Below are 12,916 nucleotides of genomic sequence, written 5' to 3' on the forward strand. Positions count from 1 at the left end.
ATATTCGTTTGTTAAGTGAAAATGATGTGCGGTTTTTAGAGCAGTTTAAATCTGCACTTTAATTCAAACACCATTGCGAGAAAAGAAGCTACGTGGTAGTTTTTTGAGATTAAACTATAATTAAACAGGTTCTCACAACTTTTTTTAAAAAGCTTCACAACGACTTATCTTTTCAAATAATCAAAATGAAAAAAGACATCCAAATACCAAAAGTTGAAAACGTATACATAGCTATTGTAAACGAATATAACGATATATACAAAACCCAAGATTGGAACGCCTATATTATCAACGATAAAGACGTTGATTTAGAAATGGTACTTATTGTAACCAGTGGTTATTCAGAAGATAAAATAACATCTAAATTCAGAAAAAAGCTAGATAAACTTCCTAAAAAAAGTTATGCTAAAATAGAATTAATACAAGAAGAGTTATTTGAATTAAATAACTCTTTTAAAGTGTCTTATTTTGAAGGTAATGCCATGTTTGATAAAACATACTTGTTTAGAAAAAATACAATTAATTTAAAAGCATTACAACCTATTCCATTAATGCAAGCTAAAGGCATTATGGTAAAGTAACAATTTTCTAATAAATTACTTAAAATCTGCAATACTCAACGGAATTTGCACATTAAAAGACGTGCCATCTTTACGCGGACTAACGTTTACAATAGATGACGCACAATATAAGGTTATTGGGTAGCCTTGATTGTCAATTAATAACTGTGGGCGCTCTAAACGGTTAGCTTTAATTGTATCTCCATTTTTAAGAATTAACTCTTTTTTCATAAAAAATGAGTTTTGTGGCTTAGTCCATACAATCCCATCTTTAGATTTTAAAATAGCCAACCCTGGCTTGTTTTTAGTTATTATCCCCGAAAAGTCCTTTAAAACAACATAAAATTGTTTGTGTGATTGATGATACCAAACAAAAGGATCTTCAGCCGAAGCTATAGAACCATCGTCCATTTTTATGTCAAAAACATAATCATTTGTAGGTGTAAAAGGACCGTTAGGGTTGTCAGAAATAGCAACTCCATGTACACCCCTCCAATGTGGAGTATATATGTTGCCTTTAAAGTATAATAAAAATTTACCATCAAAAGGACGTTGTACAACGGAAGGATTTACAACAATTAAATTATCGGGTTTTGTAATGGTGCCTTTTGGAGACGGATTAATAACATCATTAGGTTTTACACGCGTTCTTGGTGTTATTAAAGGGTTGTCTGGTCGCTTAAAATTACCCGCTATTAAATTCTCAAAACTATCAAATTCGATAACACCTATTTTTTGACTTTGCTGTACCCTATTACGCTTATTAAGATTAAAACCCGAAACTCCTTCTAAGGGTTTCCCAGGGTCTTTTGAGCCAATATAATACAGGTAAAATTTGTTATTAAATTTTTTGATATGCGGATTATGAACCATTTGGGCATCCCAAGCTAAAGAATCACCCGAAAGCTTCCTACCTTCAAGAATAATTTTTTGAAATTTAAACCCCTTGTCAGGAAAATCAGAGGTTGCATACGCTATTTTAGAATGCAATACCCAAGAATCACCAAATGCAGGAAGAGAATCTCCACATTCCCAAGTACTGTAAAGCATGTGGTATTTACCGCCATCTTTAATAACACTTGCTCCCCAAACAAACCTGTCTGGATCATTTAGTACAGAAGGACCAACCAAAATATCACCTTTTACAGAAGCATCGATTGGTTTTGCAGTGACGAGAAGTGATTTTTCATTTGAAGACTTACACGCTAAAAATACTATGCTCAAACATAAACTGATAAGACAAGATTTCATTATTAGTCCAATTTATTTGTTAATTTTTTAAACACTTTTTTAGGGTCTTTGCCCTCATATAAAATCTCGTAAACTGCATTTATAATAGGAATTTTAGCTTTCCCCCCGTTTTTAACATGTAGTAAATGAGCACTTTTTGTAGCGTAATACCCTTCGGCTACCATACTCATTTCCATTTGAGCAGATTTTACAGTGTAGCCTTTCCCTATCATATTTCCAAACATTCGGTTTCGAGAAAAAACAGAGTATCCAGTTACTAATAGATCGCCCAAATACGCTGAATTATTTATGTTACGCTTCATTTTATGCCTTCTTTTTATAAAACGTTTCATTTCCCTAATAGCATTACTCATCAGCACACTTTGGAAATTATCGCCATAACCTAAACCATGAGCAATTCCTGCAGCAATAGCATAAATATTTTTAAGCATAACAGCATACTCTACACCAATAATATCGTCGCTAATTTTTGTTTTAATGTAATCACTAGACAAATTATCGGCTATATTTTGAGCCTTTTCAGCGTCAGAACACGATACAGTTAAGTACGATAAACGTTCTAAAGCAACCTCTTCAGCATGGCAAGGACCAGCAATTACAGCAATGTTATCAAAAGAAATCTTATATACATCATGAAAATGTTCGCCAACTAATAAACCTGTTTCAGGGATGATGCCTTTTACTGCAGAAACAATAATTTTATTTTCAATATTTGTGGTTAATTTTTCTAATTCTGAATGCATAAAAGCCGACGGAATTACAAATATTAAAACATCGGCATAATTGGCAATTTCATTAATATCGTTGCTAATTTTTAATTGCTCTAAATGAAACTCAATCGAACTTAGGTAATTAGGATTGTGTTGTTCTTTTAATAGATGTTCTTTAGTATAAACACTACGCATGTACCAACCTACTTCAGTTAAATTTTCACAAAGCATTTTCACAATTGCTGTTGCCCAACTTCCTGCACCAAAGACCGCATATTTTAAAGGTTTATCCATAAAAGCATAAATTATTTGATTACCAAAAATACATAAAATATTAATCAATGTTAAGTCAAAAAAACATTACCATATTTTTTTGGCACGCGTTTTGAAACCCTGTAAATAGAAACCCTAAAAATGTTTGATTATGAAGACTGTAAAATTACTTTTAAGCTTTGCTTTAACAACAACTTTGTTTACATCATGCTATGTAGAAACAAATATAATTGATGACGAACCAACAATTTCAATAAACCAATTACTAAGCTCTTACGAGTTATGGTATGTAGATATTAATAGTACCAGTGGTTATGGCACAACGCCATTTTTACAAAAAGCATTTACCATATCGTTTAGAAATGGTGTTATGTATGCAAATAATAACTTAGTTGGTATTGGTAGTAGCGGCAATGGTTATGGTATTGCAGTTGCAGATTACGATGCATATAACATGATTCTAGATGTAACGCACGATGTAGATGGTTTCGAAACTTTTGATGTGTACCAAATCGATAATAATACCATTGAATTGTATAATCCAAACAACGACACATCGTACTTTTTAGATGGCTACCAACGTAGTAATTTTGATTACGATTTTGTATTCTATGATAATATTCATTATTTCTTGCAAGAATACGAAGCTTGGGAAAAGACATATACGAGTGAGTTTGGAGCAATAAACGAATTTGATAACGAAAATTATTTACAGTTTTTAGCAGGTGGAGATGATGAAACTTTTAGAAGCTCACAAGATGAGAGCGGAACAAGTGTAAACAATCTTATTTGGGATTATACAGGCGCTTATGGTGTTGGAAATATAACAGGAAATACAATGCTTAAAACTTTAACATTAGATTATGATTTCTTCGACAATGAATTTTTTGAGTTAAGCGTTATAAATGACGGAAAGATAGAACTGTATCACCCAACATCTGAAACCGTTTACGAGTTTGAAGGTAGAGGATACATTCAGTACTTAAAAAGTGGTGATGCAAAAAGAAAGGCATCAGTTAAAAGAAACGAAATGCGTAAGCATAGAAAAGATAAAGTAGACAACCCAAGAGAAAATACAAGGGTTAAATAAGAATTTGGTTGGTTATTTAGTTAAGAAACTGTTTAAAGCTATATGCTTTAGGCAGTTTTTTTATATAAATGTGACTAATGTGTTATTATTTGTGTCAAATGAGGTATAGAGTAATTAACGAAATATGTTAACTTTAATCAAAATTAAATATTAACCCTTAAAAACAAATAAACAAAATGGGACTATTTTCATTCATTAAAAATGCAGGAGCCAAAGTATTTGGTATAGGAAAAACAGATGCTGAAGAAGCAGCAGAAGCAGCGGAAGCAAAACTTAAAGCGGAAGCAGCAGCCGCAGCAAGCTTACAAGAAACAGTTGGAGATTTACAATTACAAGTAGAAAACCTTAATATTCATATAGTTGATGATACCGCTACAATTAAAGGAATGGCTTACGACCAAGCTACAAAAGAAAAAGTAGTTTTAGTTGTAGGTAACTCAAACGGCATAGCAACTGTAGATGATCAAATGACAGTTGAGCATGCTGAGCCAGAAGCACAATTTCATACTGTTGTAAGTGGAGATACTTTAGGCAAAATAGCTAAAAACTATTATGGTAACGCTATGAAATACCCAGTAATTTTTGAAGCTAATAAACCAATGCTTACAGATCCAGATAAAATATATCCAGGACAAGTATTACGTATACCTGCCTTAGATTAAATAAAACCTTATTTTAAGTAAAAAGCCAACTCGTTTTGAGTTGGCTTTTTTAATTCTCACAACACATTGTGTTTTTAACAATGCTCATTATAAGCATCAACTAAGTTTTCAGCAATTAATTCTGCTGGTCTACCTTCAATGTGATGACGTTCTAACATATGAACCAATTCACCATCTTTAAATAAAGCCATACATGGTGAACTTGGAGGAAACGGAATCATATATTCTCTTGCTTTATCAACAGCTTCCTTATCAACACCTGCAAAAACAGTTGTTATATTATCAGGACGTTTAGCATTTTGTAAACTCATTCTAGCACCTGGGCGCGCATTTGCTGCCGCACAACCACAAACCGAATTTACAACCACTAAAGTTGTGCCTTCTTTTGCTAAAGCAGCATCAACAGCCTCGGCAGTTTGTAACTCTTCAAAACCAACATTGGTTAAATCTTCGCGCATTGGTTTTACTAATTCTGCTGGATACATATCTTAAATTTTTATGTTATAATTAATACGCTGCAAAGTTAATCAAAAAAGGGATAATTATTATTAGAGCGTTCCCTTAAAACGCTTATGGCGTTATAAGGTCAGGCTATCGCTACTCGCTTCCTCCTGCGCCGGCGAGCTCAAACATGCAGCTCTATCCTTAACGCGTTGCAGTGTAACTAGAAACTAGTTAGGTTGTAAAGTAATCTCTACTATTTCTGTAATTACGTGGCACTCATCGGAGAGCACTTGAATAGGGTCACTCACATAAGTTTGATAGTCGTTTGATGTTACAGTAATAATATAATTTCCAGGACGCTCTCCTGCTCCCCAAAATGAATCAATAGAATCGTGGGTCATTAATATTTCTTCATAATCACCATCTTTAATACTAAGAGTTACACCTGTAATAATTTTATTTGAAGTTGTAGCATCAATTAAAGTTACATTTATACCAAAAACAAATTGTTCGGTACAGTTTATAGGGTTAAAATCATCATCTAGCTTACACCCTGAAGCACAGATAAGCAAAACAGATAAAATTATTAAAAATTTAGTTCTCATTATTCTTTTTATAAAATAGATGCTAAATAATAAAATAGGTTGCGTAACAAAAGTCTTAAATTTTCAACTAACAATAGTATATTTGAATCGAAAAAAACCCTCAATACTTAGAATACTTAGTGTTGTGGTTTCAATTAAAAACTGTCATTCCCGTGAAAACGGGAATCTAAAACAAAAAAATAAATGAGTTTTTCAAAATGGATAGGAGCTTCATTAGGCTGGTCGTTTGGCGGACCAATAGGTGCTATAATTGGATTAGCATTAGGCAGCATAGTCGATGCCATGGCAGATGGTAAGGACAATCCGTTTCTAGGCCAAGGCAATCCACAACAAGATCGACGTAGAACAACATATAGAACACAACCCCATCAACGCCCACAAACACAATCAGGTGATTTTGAAGTAAGTTTACTCATTTTAGCATCAATAGTTATAAAAGCCGATGGTAAGCAAGACCAACGTGAGTTAGATTTTGTGCGTCAGCAATTTGTAAACATGTATGGTAAAGAGCGTGCTAATCATGCTTTTACACTTTTTAAAAATATAAATAAACAAAGTAATATCTCTACAAGGCAAGTGTGTTTGCAAATTAAACAGATGATGGATCACTCATCTCGTTTACAACTTATACATTTTTTATTTGGCATTGCTAAAGCCGATGGTACAGTAACGAGCGATGAAGAACGTCAAATATATACCATAGCGGGCTATTTAGGAATAAGTTCTCGCGATTACGAGAGTATAAAAGCCATGTTTTATAATAGTCAAGAGAATGCCTATAAAATTCTAGAAATAGATAAAAGTGCTACAAACGATGAGATAAAAAAAGCTTACCGAAAAATGGCTAAAAAATACCATCCAGATAAAGTGATTCACTTGGGTAAAGAACACCAAAAAGGCGCCGAAGAAAAATTTAGGCAAGTACAAATGGCTTATGAGCAGTTGCAGAAAGAACAAAGGTTTTAATTTTTTGTCATTCCTGTAAAGGCAGAAATCTCCTTTAATCCATCTAAATGATTGATTTTTTCGAAAAAACTTAGGAGACCTTTTTACAATTTGACCATTAAGTAATAAACCCGTTTTATGAACGATACAAAAATCTTAGAACTTTTTAAAGATGGTCAGCGCGAAAAGGCATTTAGCAAATTATATCACTTATATCCTAAAATTGAAACACTTGTACTTTCAAAAGGAGGAAGTAAACAAGATGCTTCAGATGTTTTTCAAGAGGCATTAATTATATTGAATAGGAATCTGGAAAAATCAGATTTTAAACTCACATCTTCATTTTACACCTATTTATATTCGGTATCACGATTTATTTGGAAGGATACCCAAAAGAAATTTTCAAAACAAGAACTACATAATTTAAGCGGCGAAGAAGTAGAATACTTTCATAGTGTTTTAGAAGAAAAGAAATACCAACTCGCAGAGCGTGCATTCCTTGAATTAGGAGAACGATGTCGGCAATTGTTACAACTGTTTTATCACAAAGCGATGTCTTTTAAAGATATCACTAAAGTGATGCAATTTAAGTCTGAAAAAGTTGCAAAAAACCAGAAATACAAATGCTTAACAAAAGCAAAGGACATCTATCGAAACAGTAACACAGTTCAATCTTAATTCAAGGCATCATGGAAAATTATATACAAAACATAGAGTTAATAAATCAATATCTAAATAAAACGCTTTCAAAAACAGAGATTCAAGATTTTGAAACCCGTTTAAAAACCGATTCAGATTTTAATATGCTTTACGATGAGCATACCACATTTTTAGAAGGCCTAAAACGTCAGGAATTAAAGACCGAAATTGTAAGAGCAAAGCAATCATTTACAACAGCTAAATGGATGAGGTTTTTTGGCGGTGGATCTATTATAGTTTTAGCAATAGTGGCAGTGGTTTATATTTTAGTTTCAAAACCATCAACAACAAATCAAAATAACAATGAGCAACAAAACAGTATTGTTGTTGACTCGGTTTCAATAGAAAATCCTATTAAGAATGCACTTGAAGATTCCACAGAAATTAACAAGGCAACAGTAACAAAAGATTCTTTAATTTCTAAAAAAGAAGTCATACAAATTAAAACATCAAAACCTTTTAGAAATGAAGCTATATCTTTTATAAAGCCCCCTCAAAGATTAAAAATAAACACGCAAAAAGACACGAGTATAGTTTGTAATGAAGGAACTAAGCTAAAAATTAAAGCTCATTCCTTTATTGATAGTAACGGAAATTTAGTAAACGGAATTATTGATTTATATGTTACCGAATATTATAAACTCTCTGATATGCTTTTGGCAAATTTGAGCACCACTTCTGATGGAAAACCATTAGAAACAGGCGGTATGTTAAACATTGAAGCCTTTAAAGAGAAAGCATCTTTAAAATTAAAATCAAGTATTGAAGTTACATTTCCAAGAACAAACAAAAAAGAAGGGATGCAGCTCTTTTCTGGAGAATGGGAAAACAGAAATGTAAATTGGAAGTTTCAAAAAGAAATTGAAAAAGAATCTATAATTGAAGACATTGAGGTTGAGGAAGTAGAAGAAGACATTGAGGTGCCTTATGCAGTTATTGAAGAAGTACCAATTTATCCAGGTTGTGAAAACGGAAGTAGAGTACAAAAAAAGAGATGTACAAGTGCAGCTATTCAAGAATTTGTGCAACGCAATTTTAATACAAGTATTTCTCAGGGCTTGCGGTTAAGCGGTAGGCAACGAATTAATGTGATTTTTAAAATAGATAAATTTGGTAACACGACTTCTATTAGATCTAGAGGACCTCACCCATTAATTGAACAAGAGGCTAACCGTGTTGTAGCGTCACTACCTAAAATGACACCGGGAAAACAACGCGGTAGAGCAGTTACGGTACCTTATAGTTTGCCAATTATTTATACAATTTCTGATGCTAAAGAGGTAAATGTTACATTAGGAGAAATTAATAATGCACCTATTAACAACCAAGTAGAATACGACACTCTGTATGTTTCAGTTAGAGGTCAAGTTGAACAGATTAAGGCAGTAATGCACGATAAATATTTTGAGGTAGATTCTACATTCATTAAAACTTGGGAAACCTATACAAAGCAGAAATTAATTAGAGTTTTTGGAGCAACAAACAATCAAACCGTAATTTTAAGAAAACCTTTGTTTGAAAAGGAAAACACTCAGTTTAAAATTCTAGAAGACGATTCAATAAGTCGAGGGGGTCATGTTATAAGAAAGGTTTGGGATGATTCACTAATACCCGCCACTTCTAAAATCATGAGACTAGTGCCAAAACCAAAAATTATTGTTGGAAATGAATTAGTAACCGAAGAAACATTACAAAAGCGATTAGAAAATGCAAATGATAATAAAACGATAACAACCAAAGCTATTAATAGTTATGCTATGCAAATCTTGAATTTAGGCTGGATTAATTTAGATAGATTTGTAAGAAATGGCAATGTTGTAGATTATAAAATTAAAGTTAAAAATAGAGATGGAAGAGCAAAAGTTAGTATGGTGTTTAAATCGTTAAGTTCCATTTTACCTAGCCGGAATATAAAAGGACATATTGGTTTTGGAAATGTACTTAACAATGAAGATGTTATCCTAGTAGCTATAAAAAAACAAAGCGGTAAACTGTATTTAGATATTATTGACACAAATACTGAACAAGACGCAGATGTTGAGTTCAATTTTAAAGAAGTGAGTTTAGAGGAACTTAAAAATGAGTTGCAGAAATTGAATAATCTATTTTAGCTAGTTTGTTTATAATGTCTGTCAATATAAATCGATAGCTTTGTATTGTTTTAAAACCACATATTTTTTTATACTGGCTAACTAAATATAAATTGTCAAGCAATGTTAAAACTAATCGAAGCACCTAATTTTAATAGGTTTTTTAAAGTTGAGAGAATATTTTTTGCAACTTCATCAGAAAAGTATTTTCTGTTTCATTTTAAGTTAAATCATGAGTAATTTCTTGGTTGATTTTCTCAATTAAATCAAGGCATTCTTCTTTTGATAAATCGTAAAATGCCATTTTATTTCACTTCTAATTTATAGCCTACACCATGAACGTTTACAATACTTATAGACGCATCATCTTTAAATTTTTTTCGAAGTTTAGATATAAACGTGTCTAAGCTTCTATCAACAAACACACCATGATCTTCCCATATCTCTTTTACTAAAGTTTCTCGTTTAACAATTTGGTTTTGGTTAGCACTAAGAATAGATATTAATTCACATTCTTTGGTAGATAATTTTATTTCAACAGCCTTTTTAATGAGCTTATTTTGGTCTTTATAAAATTTATAATCTCCAATTTTTGAATATAACTTTTCTTCGTCTGTTAGATTAGTGTTATTATTTCGGTATTTATTTAACCATAAAAAAACAATAAGAATTAATGGCAAAATTATTATAATCCAATAAAATATTTTTTCACTTAAAGCAGATTTATTTTCAAGAAATAATACTTGAATGGTATAGCAATCAGCAGGTAAATTACGACCAACACAAGGAACTATGTTTTGTTCTTTTTTTCCTTTAATTTGAAAACTATAAAAGACCTCATTGCTATTACAATTAAACACTTCAACTATATATTGTTTAGGTAGATTGGCCACTTTTAAGCTTTTATTTACTGCTGCCATTAAACTATCTGGGGTTATAGAAAGTTTGTTTTCAAAGGCCAATTGGTACCTGTTCTTACTTAAATTTGTAATTGGTAATACACGCGATGTTGAATCTCTATTACTAAGTAAAAGCGTGTTACCTACATCTCTTAATGCTACTTTTACCGTTTCAGAAAAATGCAGATTAGCTGTATTATCTGTACATCCTAGCAACAAAAAAATCAGCATTAACCGTAAAACAAAGGATACTTTTTCCATAGACGTTTTTAAAACAGTTAAATAACCGAAAATTTTAAATTTTTCACATCCATTTTGCACTTCTTTTACAATTTTTTCACAAAAAAGAAAGGCAATGCATCTAGTTTTACCAAAATTATAAATTATGAAGAAAATAGCTTTAGTATGGGCACAATTAATTTTTTGTTCAATAGTTGGTTTTAGTCAACAAGAAATATCAATCAACACAAAAACCAGTATTGTAAATTGGAAAGGTTCCATGCTTTTTAGCTTTGGCGGACACCACGGAACAGTTAATTTTAAATCTGGTAACATTATTAAAACAAATGATAAAATTACTGGAGGAAATTTTACTGTAGATATGAGTTCGATAATTAATACCGATGGCGATTACAGCGAAGACTTAGTAAACCATTTAAAGAATGAAGATTTTTTTAATGTTGAAAAACATCCAACAGCAACATTAGTGATAGACAAAGTAGAATATCATAAAAGCGGACAATTAAGAATGCATGCTAACCTTACCATTAAAGGTATTACAAAACCTATTTTATTCGATGCTAAATTAAATTCAGATAACACAAAACTAACTGCGAAATTTAAAATTGATAGAACCGATTGGAATATTGTTTATGGTGCTAAAGGTATAGTTAAAGTAAAAGATTATGCAATTTCTGATGCCATTGAGTTTGAAGTAAAACTAAATTTAAAATAACTATAAAATGAACAAATTAACTATATTACTTATCGTGCTTTTTTTTAACTGTAAATCAGATAAAAAACAATTGGCAGCATTGTCAGAGAACGAAATACATAATAAACCAGAAGTTATAAAAGATTTTACTACTGTTAATGATAAAGATTACACACTACATTTTGAAATAGAAAACACAAAAAATAATCCAGTATTGGTAATTTCTATCAAGCTACATAATAACTCTTATTTTGTATCTCCTTATGCTAAGCGTAATTTTAAAGGTAAATTCTATATGGATTTAGGAAGCTATACTCACTTAGATTTCGAAGGAGATATTATAGAAAGCCCTCGTTCTGTTGAGGAGTTAGATTCACACCCTTTTGTAAACGGGAATGTAAATTGGGTAAAAGTAAATACAACCTATAAACAGAAATTACGTGTAAAATTAGAAGAAGATTTTGTAGTGTTTGGCAGAGTACGTTTTACTATTGAACCACGTTGTACTTTAGAAGAAACACCTTTTGGAATATCTTATAAAAATGGTGTGATGACTCTTATTGAACCAAAGTGTTAGTGAAAATTAATCGTTAAAATTTACTAAAGTTTGTTCTTTTTTAACTGTCAATTTAATAGTTCTCCCTAAAATTAAGGCACGATTATCATCTTCGTGTCCAGCAGGCATACCAAATGCAATTGGAAAATCGTAATCAGCAAGGGCATCTAAAATAAGTTGCTCAATTGAAGTGCCCCAAGGTGTTGTATTTTTCCGCATGTTACTCATATTACCTACAATAACACCTCTACAGTTATCAAAGTAACCAGCACGTTTTAAACTTTGTAGCATCCGGTCTATATGGTATTTATATTCGCCAATTTCTTCAATAAAAAGTATTTTTTTAGAAACATCAATACTCGTTTCAGAACCCAACATGGTATGTAATAAAGTTAGATTGCCACCAACTAGTACGCCTGAACTATTACCAGTTTTATTATACTCAGAGCCTTTTAAGGTATAACTTAAAGGGTTTCCAAAAATGGCATCTTTAAAGGTTGAAATAGTTTCCTTTATTTCATCTAAATCGTCTTGCATGCTCGTGCACATCATAGCGTGTAGACTCTCAAAACCTTCATTATGAAATTGATTATGTAGTGCTGTTATATCAGAATATCCAATCAGCCATTTTGGGTGGTTTCTAAATTTTGTATAATCTAGTTTGTCAAGGATTCTAACTGTGCCGTAACCACCACGAGCACACAAAATAGCACTTATTGTAGGATCGTCTAATGCCCTTTGAAAATCCTCACAACGCTCATTATCAGTTCCTGCAAAATGATTGGCTTTGTTAAAAACGTTTTTTCCAACAACGGTATGTAATCCCCAACTTTTAAGAAGTGCCCGAGCTTGATTTATAGCTTCGAGTTTATTTTTTAAAATCCCAGAAGGCGCAACAATAGCAACTGTGTCTCCAGCTTTTAAATAAGGCGGCTGTATCAATTTACTTGTTTTGTTAGATGTTGTGTTTTGTGCAGAAATGGTTTCTTTTCCAAAGAAAAAAAGAGTGCAACTTAAAACGATAATTAAAATATGTTTTGTCATAATGTAAATTTACATTTTTTTTCTAAATAGGTAGCAAAATGTGTACTTTTACGGCTTTAAAATGATACGTCATTCCGAGCGTGTTACACTGAGCTTGTCGAAGTGAAGCGTGGGAATCTGTTTAATTTAATTTCCTGTTCATGAGATTGCCACA

14 protein-coding genes are annotated in these 12,916 nt (G+C 31.9%); 8 read left to right on the top strand and 6 right to left on the bottom strand.

Annotated elements, in window-relative coordinates; translation table 11 throughout:
* Nucleotides 1–185: 185 nt before the first annotated feature.
* Nucleotides 186–581 carry a hypothetical protein gene (locus AADI82_RS02790; RefSeq protein WP_341214949.1) on the top strand — a complete coding sequence of 132 codons (396 nt, stop codon included), beginning with the start codon at nt 186–188 and terminating at the stop codon, nt 579–581.
* A gap of 15 nt (nt 582–596) precedes the next feature.
* Here the strand turns inward: AADI82_RS02790 and AADI82_RS02795 are convergent, their stop codons facing one another.
* Together AADI82_RS02795 and AADI82_RS02800 are read right to left on the bottom strand one after the other, a co-directional pair.
* Nucleotides 597–1,784 (bottom strand): glycoside hydrolase family protein, encoded by a 1,188-nt coding sequence (locus AADI82_RS02795; RefSeq protein ID WP_341214950.1) that lies wholly within the window; start codon nt 1,782–1,784, stop codon nt 597–599.
* A 29-nt stretch (nt 1,785–1,813) separates the two neighbouring features.
* Nucleotides 1,814–2,815 (bottom strand): NAD(P)H-dependent glycerol-3-phosphate dehydrogenase, encoded by a 1,002-nt coding sequence (locus AADI82_RS02800; protein ID WP_341214951.1) that lies wholly within the window; start codon nt 2,813–2,815, stop codon nt 1,814–1,816.
* Nucleotides 2,816–2,945: 130 nt separating this feature from the next.
* Here AADI82_RS02800 and AADI82_RS02805 point away from each other — a divergent pair, with 130 nt between their 5' ends.
* Nucleotides 2,946–3,884 carry a nicotinic acid mononucleotide adenyltransferase gene (locus tag AADI82_RS02805; RefSeq protein ID WP_341214952.1) on the top strand — a complete coding sequence of 313 codons (939 nt, stop codon included), beginning with the start codon at nt 2,946–2,948 and terminating at the stop codon, nt 3,882–3,884.
* Nucleotides 3,885–4,060: 176 nt separating this feature from the next.
* Nucleotides 4,061–4,546: a peptidoglycan-binding protein LysM gene (gene lysM, locus AADI82_RS02810; protein WP_341214953.1), complete on the top strand. Its 486-nt coding sequence runs from the start codon at nt 4,061–4,063 to the stop codon at nt 4,544–4,546.
* 74 nt (nt 4,547–4,620) lie between these two features.
* Here the strand turns inward: lysM and AADI82_RS02815 are convergent, their stop codons facing one another.
* A complete protein-coding gene (locus tag AADI82_RS02815; protein ID WP_341214954.1) occupies nt 4,621–5,031 on the bottom strand; it encodes a BrxA/BrxB family bacilliredoxin in 411 nt (136 codons plus the stop codon).
* 186 nt (nt 5,032–5,217) lie between these two features.
* Nucleotides 5,218–5,595 carry a hypothetical protein gene (locus AADI82_RS02820; protein ID WP_341214955.1) on the bottom strand — a complete coding sequence of 126 codons (378 nt, stop codon included), beginning with the start codon at nt 5,593–5,595 and terminating at the stop codon, nt 5,218–5,220.
* A 183-nt stretch (nt 5,596–5,778) separates the two neighbouring features.
* Here AADI82_RS02820 and AADI82_RS02825 point away from each other — a divergent pair, with 183 nt between their 5' ends.
* The 3 genes from AADI82_RS02825 (at nt 5,779) to AADI82_RS02835 (ending at nt 9,350) form a co-directional block, all read left to right on the top strand.
* The gene (locus AADI82_RS02825) at nt 5,779–6,561 is read left to right on the top strand and encodes a TerB family tellurite resistance protein (RefSeq protein ID WP_341214956.1); all 783 of its coding nucleotides are present in this window, start codon (nt 5,779–5,781) and stop codon (nt 6,559–6,561) included.
* A 117-nt stretch (nt 6,562–6,678) separates the two neighbouring features.
* Nucleotides 6,679–7,218 (top strand): sigma-70 family RNA polymerase sigma factor, encoded by a 540-nt coding sequence (locus tag AADI82_RS02830; protein ID WP_341214957.1) that lies wholly within the window; start codon nt 6,679–6,681, stop codon nt 7,216–7,218.
* A gap of 11 nt (nt 7,219–7,229) precedes the next feature.
* Entirely contained in the window at nt 7,230–9,350 is a 2,121-nt protein-coding gene (locus tag AADI82_RS02835; protein ID WP_341214958.1) for an energy transducer TonB, read from the top strand.
* 284 nt (nt 9,351–9,634) lie between these two features.
* Here AADI82_RS02835 and AADI82_RS02840 read toward each other — a convergent pair whose 3' ends face one another.
* The gene (locus AADI82_RS02840) at nt 9,635–10,489 is read right to left on the bottom strand and encodes a helix-turn-helix domain-containing protein (RefSeq protein ID WP_341214959.1); all 855 of its coding nucleotides are present in this window, start codon (nt 10,487–10,489) and stop codon (nt 9,635–9,637) included.
* Nucleotides 10,490–10,613: 124 nt separating this feature from the next.
* Here AADI82_RS02840 and AADI82_RS02845 point away from each other — a divergent pair, with 124 nt between their 5' ends.
* Nucleotides 10,614–11,183, top strand: a complete 570-nt coding sequence (locus tag AADI82_RS02845; RefSeq protein WP_341214960.1) for a YceI family protein — start codon at nt 10,614–10,616, stop codon at nt 11,181–11,183.
* A gap of 7 nt (nt 11,184–11,190) precedes the next feature.
* Nucleotides 11,191–11,739 (top strand): hypothetical protein, encoded by a 549-nt coding sequence (locus AADI82_RS02850; protein WP_341214961.1) that lies wholly within the window; start codon nt 11,191–11,193, stop codon nt 11,737–11,739.
* Nucleotides 11,740–11,745: 6 nt separating this feature from the next.
* Here the strand turns inward: AADI82_RS02850 and AADI82_RS02855 are convergent, their stop codons facing one another.
* Complete coding sequence (locus tag AADI82_RS02855) at nt 11,746–12,762, bottom strand: LD-carboxypeptidase (RefSeq protein ID WP_341214962.1); 1,017 nt, start codon at nt 12,760–12,762, stop codon at nt 11,746–11,748.
* Nucleotides 12,763–12,916: the final 154 nt, after the last annotated feature.

It is taken from the genome of uncultured Wocania sp., assembly GCF_964021735.1.
GTDB lineage: Bacteria > Bacteroidota > Bacteroidia > Flavobacteriales > Flavobacteriaceae > Wocania_A.